This window comes from Kitasatospora sp. NPDC088779, from assembly GCF_040685395.1.
In the GTDB taxonomy this organism is placed as follows: Bacteria; Actinomycetota; Actinomycetes; order Streptomycetales; family Streptomycetaceae; genus Kitasatospora.
In genome coordinates, this window is record NZ_JBFBHW010000022.1 from 22,724 (window position 1) to 39,844 (window position 17,121).

The 17,121-nt window shown below is 72.3% G+C and carries 14 protein-coding genes; 5 read left to right on the forward strand and 9 right to left on the reverse strand.

What is annotated here, in order from left to right; all coding sequences use genetic code 11:
* The first annotated feature begins 60 nt into the window (after positions 1-60).
* On the forward strand, positions 61-342 hold the full coding sequence (locus AB0P03_RS21815; protein WP_360258304.1) for an HPr family phosphocarrier protein: 282 nt from the start codon (positions 61-63) through the stop codon (positions 340-342).
* A 62-nt stretch (positions 343-404) separates the two neighbouring features.
* On the opposite strand, the gene AB0P03_RS21820 is transcribed toward AB0P03_RS21815, so the two are convergent.
* From AB0P03_RS21820 to AB0P03_RS21830, 3 genes are all read right to left on the reverse strand, one after another.
* Positions 405-1,598: an RtcB family protein gene (locus AB0P03_RS21820; protein ID WP_363630319.1), complete on the reverse strand. Its 1,194-nt coding sequence runs from the start codon at positions 1,596-1,598 to the stop codon at positions 405-407.
* 315 nt (positions 1,599-1,913) lie between these two features.
* Positions 1,914-3,278, reverse strand: coding sequence for a pitrilysin family protein (locus AB0P03_RS21825; protein WP_350880226.1), 1,365 nt, complete (start codon positions 3,276-3,278; stop codon positions 1,914-1,916).
* A gap of 20 nt (positions 3,279-3,298) precedes the next feature.
* Positions 3,299-4,660, reverse strand: coding sequence for a pitrilysin family protein (locus AB0P03_RS21830; protein ID WP_363584489.1), 1,362 nt, complete (start codon positions 4,658-4,660; stop codon positions 3,299-3,301).
* A 250-nt stretch (positions 4,661-4,910) separates the two neighbouring features.
* Here AB0P03_RS21830 and AB0P03_RS21835 point away from each other — a divergent pair, with 250 nt between their 5' ends.
* Complete coding sequence (locus tag AB0P03_RS21835; RefSeq protein ID WP_363584491.1) at positions 4,911-7,361, forward strand: DNA topoisomerase IV subunit A; 2,451 nt, start codon at positions 4,911-4,913, stop codon at positions 7,359-7,361.
* Between the two features lie 95 nt (positions 7,362-7,456).
* Complete coding sequence (locus AB0P03_RS21840) at positions 7,457-8,359, forward strand: sucrase ferredoxin (RefSeq protein WP_363584493.1); 903 nt, start codon at positions 7,457-7,459, stop codon at positions 8,357-8,359.
* Positions 8,360-8,510: 151 nt separating this feature from the next.
* On the opposite strand, the gene AB0P03_RS21845 is transcribed toward AB0P03_RS21840, so the two are convergent.
* The 3 genes from AB0P03_RS21845 to AB0P03_RS21855 form a co-directional block, all read right to left on the reverse strand.
* A complete protein-coding gene (locus tag AB0P03_RS21845; protein WP_350880086.1) occupies positions 8,511-9,587 on the reverse strand; it encodes an ABC transporter substrate-binding protein in 1,077 nt (358 codons plus the stop codon).
* 120 nt (positions 9,588-9,707) lie between these two features.
* Entirely contained in the window at positions 9,708-10,583 is an 876-nt protein-coding gene (locus AB0P03_RS21850) for an ABC transporter permease (protein WP_363584495.1), read from the reverse strand.
* The gene (locus AB0P03_RS21855) at positions 10,573-11,397 is read right to left on the reverse strand and encodes an ABC transporter ATP-binding protein (protein WP_063349366.1); all 825 of its coding nucleotides are present in this window, start codon (positions 11,395-11,397) and stop codon (positions 10,573-10,575) included. The genes AB0P03_RS21850 and AB0P03_RS21855 overlap by 11 nt, the downstream gene beginning before the upstream one ends.
* A gap of 219 nt (positions 11,398-11,616) precedes the next feature.
* Between AB0P03_RS21855 and AB0P03_RS21860 the strand changes: the two genes are divergently transcribed.
* Both AB0P03_RS21860 and AB0P03_RS21865 read left to right on the forward strand, forming a co-directional pair.
* Entirely contained in the window at positions 11,617-13,212 is a 1,596-nt protein-coding gene (locus tag AB0P03_RS21860; protein WP_363630321.1) for a sensor histidine kinase, read from the forward strand.
* Positions 13,212-13,901, forward strand: a complete 690-nt coding sequence (locus AB0P03_RS21865) for a response regulator (RefSeq protein WP_363630322.1) — start codon at positions 13,212-13,214, stop codon at positions 13,899-13,901. The genes AB0P03_RS21860 and AB0P03_RS21865 overlap by 1 nt, the downstream gene beginning before the upstream one ends.
* 67 nt (positions 13,902-13,968) lie before the next feature.
* Here AB0P03_RS21865 and AB0P03_RS21870 read toward each other — a convergent pair whose 3' ends face one another.
* The 3 genes from AB0P03_RS21870 to AB0P03_RS21880 form a co-directional block, all read right to left on the reverse strand.
* On the reverse strand, positions 13,969-15,690 hold the full coding sequence (locus AB0P03_RS21870; RefSeq protein ID WP_363630377.1) for a cation acetate symporter: 1,722 nt from the start codon (positions 15,688-15,690) through the stop codon (positions 13,969-13,971).
* A gap of 32 nt (positions 15,691-15,722) precedes the next feature.
* Positions 15,723-16,283, reverse strand: a complete 561-nt coding sequence (locus tag AB0P03_RS21875) for a DUF485 domain-containing protein (RefSeq protein ID WP_363630324.1) — start codon at positions 16,281-16,283, stop codon at positions 15,723-15,725.
* Between the two features lie 125 nt (positions 16,284-16,408).
* On the reverse strand, positions 16,409-17,104 hold the full coding sequence (locus AB0P03_RS21880) for a response regulator transcription factor (RefSeq protein ID WP_363584505.1): 696 nt from the start codon (positions 17,102-17,104) through the stop codon (positions 16,409-16,411).
* Between the last annotated feature and the right edge of the window lie 17 nt (positions 17,105-17,121).

Below are 17,121 nucleotides of genomic sequence, written 5' to 3' on the forward strand. Positions count from 1 at the left end.
GACAACATGGCCGCTTCCCCGAGCACGGCCGTAACCAGCTTCACCGGAAAGGCACGTCTCATGGCTGAGCGCCGCGTCACCATCGGTTGGGCCGAGGGCCTGCACGCCCGTCCCGCCTCCGTCTTCGTCCGGGCCGTCACGGCCACCGGCGTGCCGATCACCATCGCCAAGCCCGGCGGCAACCCCGTCAACGCCGCCTCCATGCTCGGCCTGCTCGCCCTCGGCGCCCAGGGCGGCGACGAGGTCGTCCTCGCCTCCGACGCCGAGAACGCCGACGACGCGCTCGACCGCCTCGCCAAGCTCGTCCAGGAAGGCCTCGACGAGCTCCCGGCCGCGGCCTGAGCCGACTCGACCAACCCGACAGGGGTGCCGCCACGGTGTGGCGGCACCCCTGTCGACGTTGATCAGCCCTTGACGCAGACGACCTGCTTGAGGTGGGCGACCACCTCGACGAGGTCCTTCTGCTGCTCGATGACCTTTTCGATGGACTTGTAGGCGCCCGGGATCTCGTCCACGACACCGCTGTCCTTGCGGCACTCCACACCCTTGGTCTGCTCCACCAGGTCCTGCGTGGAGAACCGCTTCTTCGCGGCGCTACGGCTCATCTTGCGGCCGGCGCCGTGCGAGGCCGAGTTGAACGCCGCCTCGTTGCCGAGACCGCGGACGATGTAGGAGCCGGTGCCCATGGACCCCGGGATGATCCCGTAGTCGCCCGTGCCGGCCCTGATCGCGCCCTTGCGGGTCACGAGCAGGTCGACACCGTCGTACGTCTCCTCCGCCACGTAGTTGTGGTGGCAGCTGATGACCTCGTCGAAGGTGACCTTCGCCTTGGTGAACTCGCGACGGACAACGTCCTGGAACAGCGCCATCATCACCGCGCGATTGTTCTTGGCGTACTCCTGGGCCCAGAAGAGGTCCTGTCGGTAAGCAGCCATCTGCGGGGTCTCCGCGATGAAGACCGCGAGGTCCCGGTCGATAAGACCCTGGTTGTGAGGAAGAGACCGTGCCACCTCCATGTGGTGCTCGGCTAGTTCCTTGCCGATATTGCGCGATCCAGAATGCAACATCAACCAAACAAAACCGGTCCCATCTAGGCACACTTCCGAAAAGTGGTTGCCGCGCCCGAGCGTTCCTATCTGCTGCATGGCCCGCTCACGCCGCCAATGCACCGCCGGAGCGACCCTCTCAAAGCGCTGCCAGAAGCCGTTCCAGCCAGCCGCCTGAAAGCCGTAGAGCTTCGTCGGGTCAACCGGTTCTGTGTGAACGCCAGCGCCAACCGGGATGGCCTGCTCGATCTTGGAGCGGAGGCGGGACAGGTCGTCGGGGAGGTCCTTGGCGGTGAGGGAGGTCTTCACCGCGCTCATTCCGCAGCCGATGTCGACACCGACCGCCGCCGGGCAGACGGCGCCCTTCATGGCGATGACGGAGCCGACGGTCGCACCCTTGCCCAGGTGGACGTCGGGCATCACGGCGAGGCCGTGCAGCCAGGGCAGGGAGCTGATGTTGCGCAGCTGCTGCAGGGCCTGGCCCTCGACGGTGGCCGGGTCGGTCCACATCCGGATCGGGACCCGGATTCCGGGCACCTCGGTGTACGTCATGGTCGAACGACCTCCAGCGGTCGGGTGGTTCGGGGAAGGGGGTGCCGCGCGAAGAAGCCCGGTGCGGCTCGGGGAAGTTCGGGGGTGGGGCTCAGGCGCCCTGGGCACAGGGGGAGGACGGCCTCGGGGAGCGTCGGCGTATGGCTCGCTCGACCCGCATGGTGACCGCCTCCCTTCGTTCGCCGTCGTTCATCGTCGTTCGTCCGTGTGTGCCGGGGATATCTATCCACGGAACGCCGCTGGCCCGCAACGGATTTAACAACGCGACGGCCCGGCGGAGCGGGTGCTCCACCGGGCCGTACGGGAAACGCCGGGTCAGCTGACGACGGTGACCTCGCCGATGCCGAGGGCCCGCACGTCGTCGGCGATGACGGCGGCGTCGCCGACCAGCACGGTGACCAGGCGGTCCGGCGGGAAGGCGGCGACGACGGCCTCGGTGGCGGCGGCGGTGGGCAGTTCGGCGAGCTGCCGGTAGACCTCGGCCTGGTAGTCGTCCGCGAGGTACTGCTCGACCTGGTCGGCCAGGGTGCCGGCGACCGAGCCCGCGGTCTCGTACTTCAGCGGTGCGACGCCGACCAGGAACTGCACGGCCTCGTCGCGCTCGGCGTCGGTGAGGCCCTCGGCGGCGAGGGTGCGCAGGATGGTCCAGGTGTCGGCGAGCGCCGGGGCAGTGGAGGCGGTGTCCACCGAGCCGCTGATGGCGAGCAGCGAGCGGCCGCTGCCGTCGGCGGCGGAGCGCAGCGGCTGGGCGAAGGAGCGGACGCCGTAGGTGTAGCCCTTCTCCTCGCGCAGGACGCGGTCGAGGCGGGAGGTGAGGGTGCCGCCAAGGCAGTAGGTGCCGAGGATCTGGGCGGCCCAGACGGGGTCGTGGCGGTCGGGGCCGATGCGGCCGATGAGGAGTTGGGTCTGGACGGAGCCGGGGCGGTCGACGATGACGACGCGGCCGCGGTCGTCGGCGGTGACGGGGGCGTGGGCGGAGGCTTCGGCGGTGTTGCCGGTCCAGGTGCCGAGGGTGCTCTCCAGGAGGGCGGGCAGGTCGGTGCCGGTGAGGTCGCCGACCACGACGACGGTGGCGGTGGCGGGGCGCACGTGGGCGTCGTAGAAGGCCTTGACGGCGGCCCGGTCGATGGCCTTGACCGTGTCGGCGGTGCCGCTGCGGGGCCGGGAGAGGCGGTCGGCGCCGTCGAAGAGCTCGGCGTAGAGGGCCTTGGCGGCGCGCCGGGCGGGGTTGGCCTGCTCGTGGACGATCTCGTCGAGGCGGTTGGCGACGAGGCGCTCGATCTCGTCCTCGGGGAGGGCGGGGGCGCGCAGGGCGTCGGCGAGCAACGAGAGGCCGCGCTGCAGGCGGGAGGCGGGGACCTCCAGGGAGACGCGGATGCAGGGGTGGTCGGCGTGGGCGTCGAGGGTGGCGCCGGCGCGTTCGAGTTCGGCGGCGTACTCCTCGGCGGTGAGGGTGTCGGTGCCTTCGCTGAGGGCGCGGGCGAGGATGGCGGCGATGCCGTCGAGGCCGTCGGGTTCGGCGGCGAGCGGGGCGTCGAGGAGGACCTCGACGGCGACGAGCTGCTGGCCGGGCCGGTGGCAGTGCAGGACGGTGATGCCGTTGCCGAGGGCGGCGCGCTCGGGGGCGGGGAAGGCCCAGGGGCCGGGGGTGCCGGGCTCGGGCTGGGGGTGGAACGTCATGGCGGGGACGTAGTCGGTGCTCATGCGGCGGCACCCTCCTCATCGGTGGCGGCGGGGGCGTCGGTGTCGTCGGCCGTGGTGGGCTCGTAGACGAGGACGGCCCGGTTGTCGGGGTGGAGCCGGGCCTTGGCGACGGCCTGGACCTCCTCGGCGGTGATGTCGAGGACCTTGGGGAGGGCGTCGTTGAGGAGCTTGGGGTCACCGAACAGGACGGCGTAGCGGCAGAGTTCGTCGGCGCGGCCGGCGACGGTGGTGAGCCGGTCGAGCCATTCGCGCTCGATCTGGGCCTGGGCCCGTTCGAGTTCCTCGGGGGTTGGGCCTTCGGCGGCGAAGCGGGCGAGTTCCTCGTCGACGGCGGCGTCGATCTGCTCGATGGTGGCGTCGCCGGAGGTCTTGACGTCGAGCCAGCCGAGGCTGGGGGCGCCGGCGAGGCGGAGCAGGCCGAAGCCGGCGGCGACGGCGGTGCGGTCGCGGCGGACGAGCCGGTTGTAGAGGCGGCTGGACTCGCCGCTGCCGAGGATGGTGAGGGCGAGGTCGGCGGCGTCGGCGTCGCGGGTGCCGTCGTGCGGGAGGCGGTAGGCGGCCATCAGGGCGCGGGAGGGGACGTCCTCGCGGACGTGCTCGCGCAGTTCGCTGCCGATGGTGTCGGGGAGTTCGCCGGAGCGCGGCGGCTGCTTGCCGTCGTGGGCGGGGATGCTGCCGAAGTACTTCTCGACCCAGGCGATGGTCTGCTCGGGGTCGATGTCGCCGACGACGGTGAGAACGGCGTTGTTGGGCGCGTAGTAGGTGCGGAAGAACGCGCGGGCGTCGTCGAGGGTGGCGGCGTCGAGGTCGGCCATGGAGCCGATCGGGGTGTGGTGGTACGGGTGGCCGTCGGGGAACGAGAGCGCGGTGAGCTTCTCGAAGGCGGTGCCGTAGGGGACGTTGTCGTAGCGCTGGCGGCGCTCGTTCTTGACGACGTCGCGCTGGTTCTCCATGGACGTCTCGTCGAGGGCGGCGAGCAGCGAGCCCATGCGGTCGGCCTCCAGCCAGAGGGCGAGCTCCAGCTGGTGGGCTGGCATGGTCTCGAAGTAGTTGGTGCGCTCGAAGCTGGTGGTGCCGTTGAGCGAGCCGCCGGCGCCCTGGACGAGCTCGAAGTGCCCGTTGTTGGAGACGTTGGCGGAGCCCTGGAACATGAGGTGCTCGAAGAGGTGGGCGAGGCCGGTGCGGCCCTTGACCTCGTGGCGGGAGCCCACGTCGTACCAGAGGCAGACCGCGGCGACCGGGGTGAGGTGGTCCTCGGAGAGGACGACGCGCAGGCCGTTGGCCAGGCGGTGCTCGGTGATGGCGATGGCAGCGCCATGTCCTCCGGTGGAGGCGGATGCGGGGGCCGGGTTGGCCATGCGCTCGGGTCCTTCCCGTCGTCGATGTCGGGGTTCGTGTGGCGTCCCCCATTGTGGTGCAACGCGCGGGGGGCGTGTTCGTGTCCCGCGCAGACAGGGCGTTCGCCAGGGGCGGAAGAGGGGCGCTGGCCGGGAGTGTCGGCGCGAGGGTCCACAATGGGGGCGCCGAGCCCTGTTGACGAGGGTCGGCGGATGGACGTCAGAGACTGACCGAGACACAGCAAGCGAGACGTAAGGGAGCCCCGCCGCGATGGCCCGCCGCAGTTCGCAGACCCCGCCGCCCGGAGACTTCGAGGAGCGGATCCTCGATGTCGACGTCGTGGACGAGATGCAGGGCTCCTTCCTGGAGTACGCCTACTCGGTGATCTACTCGCGTGCGCTTCCGGACGCGCGGGACGGTCTGAAGCCGGTGCACCGCCGGATCCTGTACCAGGCCAATGAGATGGGCCTGCGGCCGGACCGCGCGCACGTGAAGTGCGCCCGTGTGGTGGGCGAGGTGATGGGCCGGCTGCACCCGCACGGCGACGCGTCGATCTACGACTCGGTCGTCCGGATGGCGCAGCCGTTCTCGATGCGGCTGCCGCTGATCGACGGGCACGGAAACTTCGGTTCGCTGGGCAACGACGACCCGCCGGCGGCGATGCGCTACACGGAGTCGCGGCTGACGGCGGCGTCGATGGCGATGGTGGAGTCGATCCACGAGGACACCGTCGACTTCGGTCCGAACTACGACGGCAGCGAGCAGGAGCCGTTGGCGCTGCCGGCGGCGTTCCCGAACCTGCTGGTGAACGGCGCGACGGGCATCGCGGTCGGCATGGCGACGAACATGCCGCCGCACAACCTGTCCGAGGTGGTGGCGGCGGCCCGGCACCTGATCAAGCACCCGACCGCGGACCTGGACACGCTGATGCGGTTCGTGCCCGGTCCGGACCTGCCGACGGGCGGGCGGATCGTGGGCCTGTCGGGGATCCGGGACGCGTACGAGTCGGGCCGCGGCACGTTCAAGATCCGGGCGACCACGACGGTCGAGGCGGTGACGGCGCGCCGCAAGGGCATCGTGGTGACCGAGCTGCCGTACAACGTCGGCCCGGAGAAGGTCATTTCGAAGATCAAGGACCTGGTCAACGCGAAGAAGCTGCAGGGCATCGCGGACGTCAAGGACCTGACCGACCGCGAGCACGGGCTGCGGCTGGTGATCGAGGTGAAGAACGGCTTCGTGCCGGAGGCGCTGCTGGAGCAGCTGTACAAGCTGACGCCGATGGAGGAGACCTTCGGCATCAACAACGTGGCGCTGGTGGACGGACAGCCGCTGACGCTGGGACTGAAGGAGCTGCTGGAGGTCTACGTCGACCACCGGTTCACCGTGGTGCGGCGGCGCAGCGACTTCCGCCGGCGCAAGCGGGAGGAGCGGCTGCACCTGGTCGACGGTCTGCTGGTCGCGCTGCTCGACATCGACGAGGTCATCGCGATCATCCGGTCGAGTGACAACGCGGGGCAGGCGAAGGAGCGCCTGATGGAGCGCTTCTCGCTGTCGGAGACGCAGACGGCGTACATCCTGGACACTCCGCTGCGGCGGCTGACCCGGTTCGACCGGGTGGAGCTGGAGCAGGAGAAGGCGAAGCTGAACGCGGAGATCGCGGAGCTGACCGAGATCCTGGACTCGGACTCCCGGCTGCGCAGCGTGGTGTCGTCCGAACTCGGCGCGGTGGCGAAGCAGTTCGGGACGGAGCGGCGGACGGTGCTGCTGGAGGCGGGGGCGGCGCCGTCGGCGGCGCTGTCGGTGCCGCTGGAGGTGGCGGACGACCCGTGCCGGGTGCTGCTGTCGTCGACGGGCCTGCTGGCGCGGACGGCGGACGGGGAGCCGTTCGAGCTGTCGGAGAAGCGGTCGAAGCACGATGTGATCGTGTCGGCGGTGCCGGCGACGGCGCGGGCGGACGTGGGTGTGGTGACGTCGGCGGGCCGGGTGCTGCGGCTGCCGGTGATCGATCTGCCGGCTCTGCCGCCGACGCCGTCGCCGACGCTGGCCGGCGGGGCGGCGGTGGGCGAGTTCCTGCGGTTGGAGGCCGGGGAGCGGGCGCTGGCGCTGACCACGCTGGACGAGTCCTCTCCGGGGCTGGCGCTGGGCACGGCGCAGGGCGTGGTGAAGCGGGTGGTGCCGGAGTGGCCGGCGAACAAGGACGAGTTCGAGGTGATCGCCCTCAAGGAGGGTGACGAGCTGGTGGGCGCGGTCGAACTGCGCACCGGCGAGGAGGACTTGGTCTTCATCGCTTCGGACGCGCAGCTGCTGCGCTACCCGGCGGGGCAGGTGCGCCCGCAGGGCCGTCCGGCGGGCGGCATGGCGGGGATCAAGCTCTCCGACGGGGCGCGGGTGCTGTCGTTCACGGCGGTGGATCCGGCGTCGGACGCAGTGGTGGTCTCGGTGGCGGGGGCGTCGGGGACGCTGAGCGGCGAGGAGCAGACGTCGTGGAAGGTGACGCCGTTCGAGCAGTACCCGCGCAAGGGCCGGGCGACGGGCGGTGTGCGCTGCCAGCGGTTCCTGCGCGGTGAGGACGGTCTGACGTTCGCCTGGGCGGGCGTGGCCCCGGCCCGGGCGGCGTCCGACAAGGGCGCGCCGGTGGACCTGCCGGAGCGCGACCCGCGCCGTGACGGTTCGGGCACGCCGGTGACGGCTCCGATCGCGGTGGTGGCCGGCCCGGCGTAGGGCGCGAGCGTGGTGGAGGAGGGGTGCCGGAGCCGTCCGGCGCCCCTCCTTCGTCGTTCCGGGGCGCGGCGGGTGCCGAGGGTAGCCTTACCCGGGTGAGCACCTGTGCGACGCTGTCGCGTGAACTGTCGGAGCCGCTGACCGCCACCGCCGCGGTGGCGACCACCTGGCTGCTGGTGGAGCAGAACGGGCCGTGGGGCGCGAAGGCGCTCGGGGAGAGCCACCTGGACCCGGCGACGGGGCGGGCGCTGGACGCGGCCGCGGCGGGCACCGGGGTGCGGGTGGCGCTGATCCGGCGGCCGGGGCGGCACGCGGACTGCCTGCCGACGGCGCGGCACGAGGTGGTCGTGGCGCACACGGTGCCGGGTCGCGGCTGGGTGCGCCGGGCGGAGGTGGCCGATCCGGCGGAGCTGCTGGAGCTGGACTTCGCGGCGCTGGGCGTCGGTGACCACGGCGGTTTCGGGGTGGAGCACGTCGGCGGCCCGTTGGCGCTGGTGTGCACCAACGGGCGGCGGGACCGCTGTTGCGCGCTGCTGGGCCGACCGTTGGCGGCAGAGCTGGCGGCGGCCGGGCACAGCGAGGTGTGGGAGGTGACGCACCTGGGCGGGCACCGCTTCTCCCCCACGATGCTGGTGCTGCCGTACGGCTACGCGTACGGGCGGCTGACGGCGGAGGCGGCCAAGGAGGTGCTGGCGGCGACGGCGGCCGGGCACATGGTGCCGGCCTGGTCACGGGGCTGTTCAGGCTGGGAGCGTCCGGGTCAGGCGGCCGAGCACGCGGTGCGGTTGGCGACCGGGGAGACCGGGGTGGACGCGCTGACGCTGGCCCAGCGGCCGGACGGCGCGGGCCGTTGGCTGGTCTCGGTGCTGCACCAGGACGGCCGGGCCTGGGAGGTGGACGTGATCGAGGCGGTGAGCGAGCCGGCGCGTCCGGAGAGCTGCGGCAAGGCGGCGGGGACGCCGTCGCGGATGGACGTGCTCTCGGTGCGGGGTCGGTAGCGGGACGGAAGCGCGCCGGCAGGGTCATCAGCAGGTCGGGAGCGCGCGGGCGGCCCCGCGCCCGTGGGGGTGAGCGCGGGACCGGAGCGCGCGGGCGGCCCCGCGCCTGCTGTCCACGGAGGCGCGCGGGGCCGTCACGTCGGGTGTCGGCTCAGCCGGTGACGGCCTTGCCGACGAACTCGGTGGTGTAGGTGCGGGAGAGGTCGATGGTGCCCTCCTTGCCCTTGACGTCCGGGTGGAAGGCGGCGAGCACGGCGAGGACGGTCTTGGGGCCGTCGGCCGGCATCACGCCGTCGGTGGTGAACATCGGCAGGGTCGCCTTGATCGCGGCCGCGTACTGCTCGGCGCCGCCCTGCGCGTAGTCGGCGGGCATCTTCGCGGCGATCTCCTCGGGGCTGTGCGTGGACATCCACTTGAGGGTCTTGACGAAGGCGTTGGCGAGCTTCTGGGTGGTGTCCTTGTTCTTCTCCACCCAGTCGGTGTTCATGTAGAGCGAGGACGACGGGTAGAGGCCGCCGAGGGCCTCGCGGGAGCCCTCGGGTGTGCGCATGTCGTAGAGGATCTTGCCGAGGCCCTTGTCGAGGACGTTGGCGACGGTCGGGTCGGTGGTCATCCCGCCGTCGATGCTGCCCTGTTGGAGCGCGGCGATGAAGGTCTGGCCGGCTCCGACCGCGATCGGGCTGAACTCGCTGACGGCCGTGCCGTTCTTGACGGCGAGGTACTTGGTGAGGAAGTCGGTGGAGGAACCGATGCTGGTGACGCCGAGCTTCTTGCCCTTGAAGTCGGCGCCGGACCTGATGGCGTCGGCCTGCTTGGTGGAGACGAGTTCGACCTCGCCGGGGGCCTGGGAGAACTGCACCACGGACTCGACGATCTTGCCCTTGGCCTGGAGGTCGATGGTGTGGTCGTAGAAGCCGACGGCGCCCTGGACGTCGCCGGCGAGCAGCGCGGTGGTGGCGTTGACGCCGGCGGGCTCGCTCATCAGCTCGACGTTGACGCCCGCGTCGGCGAAGAAGCCGAGCCGCTGGGTGAGCATCGCGGGCAGGTAGATGACCTTGTCCAGGCCACCGACCATGATCTTGACCTTCGGCCCGTCGACCTGCCGGCCGGCCGGGGCGGCGGCGCCGTGGGTGGTCGTGGCGGCGTCGTTGGCGCAGGCGGAGAGCGGGAGGAGCAGGACGGCGGCGAGGGCGGCCGCGGCGGGTCTGCCGATCGGGTTCGGGCGCATGGGTGGGGGTGCCTCTCTCTGCGAGGGGGGATCAGCGGCGCAGGGGGTTCAGCGAAGCGGGGGGTTCGCGACGCAGGGGGTTCGCGACGCAGGGGATGGGGTTCAGCGACGCAGAAGGGTTCAGCGGCCGTCGCCCGTGTCTGCGGGCTTCCAGCGGAACAGCTTCGTCTCGGCGAAGGTCAGCAGCCCCTCGGTGAGCAGCGCCACGACGGCGAGGATGGTCATGGCGGCGTACACGCCGGCCGCGTTGAAGGTGCCCTGGGCGGCGGCGACGAGCAGGCCGAGACCCTTGGTGGCGCCGATGTACTCGCCGACGATGGCCCCGATCAGGGCGAAGCCGAAGCTGACGTGCAGGCTGGTGAAGATCCAGGTGGTGGCGGCGGGGATGACCACCTGGAGGGTGACCTTGCGGCCGTCGGCGCCGAGGATGCGGGCGTTGGAGACGAGGTTGCGGTCCACCTCGCGGGCGCCCTGGAAGGCGTTGAAGAACACCGGGAAGAACACCAGGACGACGGCGGAGGCGACCTTGGAGGCCGGGCCGAGGCCGAACCAGATCAGGAAGATCGGGGCGAGCACGATCCGCGGGATGGCGTTGAGCACCTTGATGTAGGGCCCGAACACGTCGGCCAGGAAGCGGACCCGGCCGAGCGCGATGCCGAGCAGCACACCGCAGATGACGCCGATCACCCAGCCGGTGAGGGCCTCGTAGAGGGTGTAGCCGATCTGTTCGCCGAGCGAGCCCTGCGCGGTGCCGTGGGTGATCCACTGCCAGATCTGGTCCCAGATCCTCGACGGCTGCGAGAAGTTGAACGGGTCGATGACGTCCGTGCGGGCGCAGACCTCCCACAGTCCGAGGAAGGCGACCAGGACCGCGACCCGGGCCCCGTAGACGGTCAGCCTCCGGTTGCGGGCGGCCCGTTCGCGGGCCTCGGTACGGCTGGCGGGGGTGGCCGCCGGGGGCTTGTCGGCGACGGCCGACGCGGTCTCAAGCGGCACGACCCGCTCCTCTCTCCCGGGTGATGCGCACCTCTTCGCCGAGCGAGGCCCAGATCTCGCGGTACAGCTCGACGAACCTCGGTTCCAGCCGGACGGCCTCCACGGTGCGCGGTCGTGGCAGGTCGACGGTGAAGATCTCCTTGACGGTGGCCGGTCCGGCCGTCATGACGACGACCCGGTCGGCGAGCGCGATGGCCTCGTCCAGGTCGTGGGTGACGAAGACGACCGACGCGGCGTTCCCGGAGGACCTGGTCCCGGCCCACAGCTCCAGCAACTGGTCGGACATCAGGGCGCGGGTCTGCACGTCCAGCGCCGAGAACGGCTCGTCCATCAGCAGGATGTCCGGGTCGTTGACGAAGGTCTGGGCGAGCGCGACGCGCTTGCGCATGCCGCCGGACAGCTGGTGCGGGTAGCGGTCCTCGAAGGCGGCGAGGCCGACGCGGCCCAGCCAGTCCCGGGCCCGTTCCCTGGCCTCGGCGGTGGGCACGCCGCGGAAGCGCGGCCCGGCCATCACGTTGGACAGGACGGTGCGCCAGGGGAAGACGGCGTCCTGCTGGAAGACGAAACCGACCTTGGGGTGGATCCCGCGGACCGGCTCGCCGTCCACCCGGACCTCACCCTCGGTGGGCTCCTCCAGGCCGCTGACCAGGGTCAGCGTGGTGGACTTGCCGCAGCCGGTGGGCCCGACGACGGCGACGAACTCGCCTTGGGCGACGGTCAGATCGAGATCACGGACGGCGGTGTGCAGGGCCCCGGACGGGGTGCGGAACCGTTTCGTCGCGCCAGTCAGCTCGATCGCCGGGGTTGTGCTCATTCGATCCTCCCGGGTCTGTGCTTGCCCCGGAAAGGTAGGAGCGGGCCGGGCCCGGGCGGGAGCCTTCTCGGCGTACTGCGGTTTCTCCGCATTGAGGGGTGTTCTGCTCCTTTTGCTTCCGCTACAACTGCGGGGACGCGGCTGACAGAAACACGCCGGAAACGTAGGGTGTCCCGACCCTGACGTACCCGCCCCCACAGCCGCCGAGAGGAGGCCCGGATGAAGCTGCCCCGCTGGCCCCGCCGGGTCTTCGCGCAACTGCTGCTGAGCCAGACCGTCGTCACCGTCGGTGTCACCACCGTGACCGCCGGCCTGTTCCTGGCCCCGGTCAGCAGCGAGCTGGACCACGACGCGATGCAGCGGGCGCTGTCGATCGCCCAGGCCACCGCCACCGACGAGGCGATCGCCCGCGCCGCCGACACCCGGGACTCGGCGACCGCGCAGCGCAACGCCGAGCAGATCCGGCTGGCCACCGGCGCGAGCTTCGTGGTGGTCACCGACCTGGACGGGATCCGGCTCTCGCACACCGACCCGGAGCGGATCGGCCACCGGGTCAGCACCGATCCGGAGCCGGCGCTCAGCGGGCTCAGCGTCACCGCGATGCAGCAGGGCACGCTGGGCCGAACCGCGCGCGGCAAGGTGCCGCTGCGGGTCGCGGACGGCCGGATCGTCGGCGAGGTGTCGGTCGGCATCAGCGACGACTCGATCCGCCGCCGGCTGCTGAAGATGCTCACCGGGATCCTGCTGTGCGCGGGCGCGGGCCTGGCCGCGGGGACGGTCGCCACGCTGGCGCTGGCCCGGCGGCTGAAGCGCCGCACCCACAACATCGCGCTGGCCGACATCTCGGCGCTGCTGGTGGAGCGGGAGGCGATGCTGCACGGCATCCGCGAGGGCATGGTGGCGCTGGACGAGCGCGGCCGGATCCGGCTGGCCAACGACGAGGCGGTGCGGCTGCTCGGCCTGCCGGAGGACTGCACCGGGCGGCCGATCCACGCGGTGCTGCCGCCGGGCCGGCTGGCGGACGTGCTGACCGGGCGGATCACCGGCGCCGACCTGCCGGCGGTCCGGGACGACCGGGTGCTGGTGGTCAACCGGATGGGCACGGCCGAGGGCGGCGCGGTCGTGACGCTCCGCGACCGGACCGAACTGGAGTCGCTGGTCCGCGAGTTGGACACCACGCGCAGCCTGACCGAGGCACTGCGCGCCCAGGACCACGAGCACGCCAACCGGATGCACACCCTGCTGGGCCTGCTGGAGCTGGGCCGCCACGAGCAGGCGGTGGCGTTCATCTCGGAGCAGTCCGGTTCGCACGCGGTGGTCGCGGCGCGGATCGCCGAGCAGGTGCAGGATCCGCACGTCGCGGCGCTGCTGGCGGGCAAGACGGCGGTGGCGGGCGAGCGCGGGGTGCGGCTGGCGCTGGCCCCGGCGGCGCACCTGCCGGACGCGGTGGTGGACGCGCGGGCGCTGGTGACGGTGCTCGGCAATCTGATCGACAACGCGGTGGACGCGCTCGCGGCGGGTGGGGGCGGCCGGCTGGAGGTGACGCTGGCGGCGGCCGGCTCCACACTGCTGCTCCAGGTCGCGGACAGCGGCCCGGGCGTGCCGGAGGAGCTGCGCGAGCAGGTCTTCGAGGAGGGGTGGACCAGCAAGGACGCGCCCGCGCACCGTCCGCGCGGGCTGGGGCTGGCGATGGTGCGGCGACTGGTCGAACGGACCGGCGGCCGGATCGTGCTCGACGCGGGACCGCTCGGCGGCGCCCGGTTCACGGTCGAGCTGCCCGAGGCCCTGCTCACCCCTCAGCTCGTGGAGGCCTGATGATCGACGTACTCGTGGTGGACGACGACTTCCGGGTCGCGGACGTGCACGCCGCGTACGTGGCCAAGGTGCCGGGCTTCCGGGTGACCGGTACCGCGCACTCGGCCGGGGAGGCGCTGGCCGCGCTGGAGCGCCGCCCGGTGGACCTGCTGCTGCTCGACCACCACCTGCCGGACGAGACCGGCCTGGCGCTGGTGCGCCGGCTGCGGGAGCGGCAGGTGGCCTGCGACGTGATGATGGTGACGGCCGCCCGGGACGTGTCGACGGTGCACGCCGCGATGCAGCACGGCGCGCTGCAGTACCTGGTCAAGCCGTTCACCTTCGCCGGCCTGCGGGACAAGCTGGTCGCGTACGCGCAGCTGCGGCACGCGCTGGCCGGCCCGGCGGCCCGGGAGGCCGGCCAGGACGAGGTGGACCGGCTGTTCGCCACCCTGCGCAGCGCCGCCGCCCCGGCCGGCCCGCTGCCGAAGGGGCACTCGGCGCCCACCACCGACCTGGTGCTGGGGGTGCTGCGCCAGGCGGGCCGCCCGCTGTCCGCGCAGGAGGTCGCGGACGCCACCGGGCTCAGCCGCTCGACGGCGCAGCGCTACCTCAAGCAGTTGGAGCGGAACAGCCGGCTGCGGCTGACCCTGCGCTACGGCGACACCGGCCGCCCCGAGCACCGCTACGGCCTGGCGGTCCGGGCCTGAAACCACGCCCGGACGTGGGGGAACCCCGGCGGCCCCAGGCCCGCCGGGGTTCCCCGGGGCGCGGCGCTCAGGCCGCGCCCGCACCGGTGAGGGCGCGCACCTCCAGCTCGGCGAAGCGGTCCTCGTCGGCCGGCTCGGGCGAGGTGATCGTCCCGATCCAGCCGGCCAGGAAGCCGAGCGGGATGGAGATGATGCCGGGGTTCTCCAGCGGGAACCAGTGGAAGTCGACGCCGGGGAAGAGCGCCACCTTGGTGCCGGAGACCACCGGGGAGAAGACGACCAGCACGATCGCCGGGACCAGCCCGCCGTACACCGACCAGACCGCGCCGCGGGTGGTGAACCGCGACCAGAACAGGCTGTACAGCAGGACGGGCAGGTTGCTGGAGGCCGCCACCGCGAAGGCCAGGCCGACCAGGAAGGCGACGTTCAGCTGCTGGGCGTAGAGGCTGATCGCGATCGCGGCCGCGCCGATCCCGACGGCCGCGAACCGTGCCACCCAGACCTCCTGGCGCTCGCTGGCCTCGCCCGTCGGCTCGGCCTCCGCCACGTCCCCCGCATCCCCCGCCTCCCCCGGCCGGGAGGCCGGGACGGCGGCACGCCGCCGGAAGGGGCGCCGGCGCGGCCGGCCGCGCCAGGCACCGGCCCAGATGTCGTGGGCGAAGGCCGCCGAGGAGGCCAGGGTGAGCCCGGCGACCACGGCGAGGATGGTGGCGAAGGCGATCGCCGAGATCAGCGCGAACAGCACCACCCCGCCGGTGCTGCCGTTGCCGCCGCCGAGCACCAGGGCGAGCAGCGGGACGGCGGTGTTCCCGGCCGAGTTGGCGTGCCGCACCTCCGCCGAGCCGACCAGCGCGGTCGCGCCCAGGCCGAGCGCGATGGCCATCAGGTAGAAGCCGCCGACCAGGCCGATCGCCCACATCGTGGAGCGGCGGGCGGCCCGCGCGGTGGGCACGGTGTAGAAGCGGGACAGGATGTGCGGCAGTCCGGCGGTGCCGAGCACCAGGGCGAGGCCCAGGCTGAAGAAGTCGAGCCGGCTGGTGAAGGTGGCGCCGTACTTGAGGCCGGGTTCGAGGTAGCGCCGCCCGGCGCCGCTGTGCTGGGCGGCCTGGCGCATCAGCTCGCCGACGTCGCCGTGGAAGCGGACCATCAGCAGCACGGTGAGCAGCACCGAGCCGGCGATCAGCAGGAAGGCCTTGACGATCTGGATCCAGGTGGTGGCCCGCATCCCGCCGATCGTGACGTAGACGATCATCAGTCCGCCGACGGCGACGATGGTCCAGGTCCGGGCCTGGGCACTGTTGGTGCCGAGCAGCAGGGCGACCAGCGAGCCCGCGCCGACCATCTGGGCGACCAGGTAGAGCAGGGTGACGACGACGCTGGCGCCACCGGCCGCGGCCCGGACCTTGCGGCGGCGCAGCCGCAGGGCGAGCACGTCGGCGAGGGTGTACCGGCCGGCGTTGCGGACCAGTTCGGCGACCAGCATCAGCACCACCAGCCAGGCGACCAGGAAGCCGATGCTGTAGAGCACGCCGTCGTAGCCGTACAGCGCGATCAGCCCGGCGACGCCGAGGAAGGAGGCGGCGGAGAGGTAGTCGCCGGAGAGCGCGAAGCCGTTCTGCAGCGGGGTGAAGTCGCGGCCGCCGGCGTAGAAGTCCTCGGTGGCGCTGCCCCGGCGGCCGACCCAGAGGGTGATCGCCAGGGTGACCAGGACGACGACGGCGAACAGAGCGATCGCGAGGTCGTGGTGGTCGCCGGTGGGGGCCACGGGGGGCGGGGTGGCGGTCGTCATCGCGGTCGTCACCGCGGTCGTGATCGTGGTCGTCATCGCAGCTGGTCCTGGGTGTCCCAGCGCAGGCCCAGGGCGGCGCGGTCGCGCTTGGTCCGGGCGTTGCGGGCGTAGAGCCAGGTGAGCAGGAAGGTGGAGGCGAACTGCAGCAGGCCGAGCAGCCAGGCCACGTTGAGCGGGCCGGCCACCTGGCTGCGCATCAGGCCGGGGGCGGCGGCCTGCGCGGCGACGTACATCAGGAACCAGCCGAGGAAGGCTCCGCTGACCGGGAAGACGAACGACCGGTAGCTGCGGCGGATGTCCTGGAAGGCGTCGCTGCGCTGGACCGCCCGGTACACCTCGGTGCTGTCGGTGGCGGGCACCAGGGCCCGGGGGGCGGTCGCCGGTTCGACGGCGGGCTGGGCGGCGGGGGCAGCGGCGGCCCGGACGGGCGCCCGCTCGGCCGGTACCGGCTGGACCGCGCGGGTGGGGGCCGACTGGGCCGGTACCGCCGGTTGGCCGGGCACGTCCGGCCGGTCGGCGGCGGTGGCGGCCGGAGCGGCCCACCAGTCAAATCGCTGCCCCTGTCCGGGACTGCTCGTCTGCTGCTGTGGCACAACTGCTCCTGGACCGGCGGGCACTCTGACCCCAACCATGATGGTGGCCGCCGGACAGCCCCTCTGACCATTGCCGATACCTTCACTCGATGAGGTGATCGATCATCCGACAGACACTCATCCGACTACTGCTGCGTACCGGTGATCCCGTGTCGAAAGGCGTACGAGACCGCCTGCGCCCGGTCCCGTACCGCGGTCTTGGCGAACAGGTTGTTGATGTGCGTCTTCACGGTGGCCTGGCTGACGAACAGCCGCTGGGCGATCTCGGTGTTGGAGAGCCCCTCCGCGATCAGCGCCAGCACCTCCGCCTCCCGGGCGGTCAGCCCGTCCGGGAGCTCCCCCGGCCGCCCGGCCGGCTTCCCGGCCCCCGGCGCGGATCCGGCCGCAGGCCCTGAAAGCCTTTCCAGCAAACGGAGTTGGATCTGCGGCGAGAGCCCGGCCGCCCCCGCGCGGACGTCCGCGATCGCCCGGGCGATCTCCTCGCCACCGGCGTCCTTGGTGAGGTAGCCGCGCGCCCCGGCCTGCAGAGCGGGGAAGAGCGAGTCGTCGTCGGCGTAGGTGGTGAGCACCACGACCTCGGTCTGCGGGTGCGCGGCCCGGATCCGCCGGGTCGCCTCGACGCCGTCGACGCGCGGCATCCGCAGATCCATCAGCACCACGTCCGGGTGACACCGTTCCACCAGGGCGACGGCCTCCTCCCCGTCCGCCGCCGCGCCGACCACCTCGATGCCGGGCAGCAGCCCCAGCAGCATCACGATGCCCTCGCGCACCACCGTCTGGTCGTCCACCACCAGCACCCTGGTGACTTCTGCCTCGCTCATGCGCCCGCCCCGCTTCG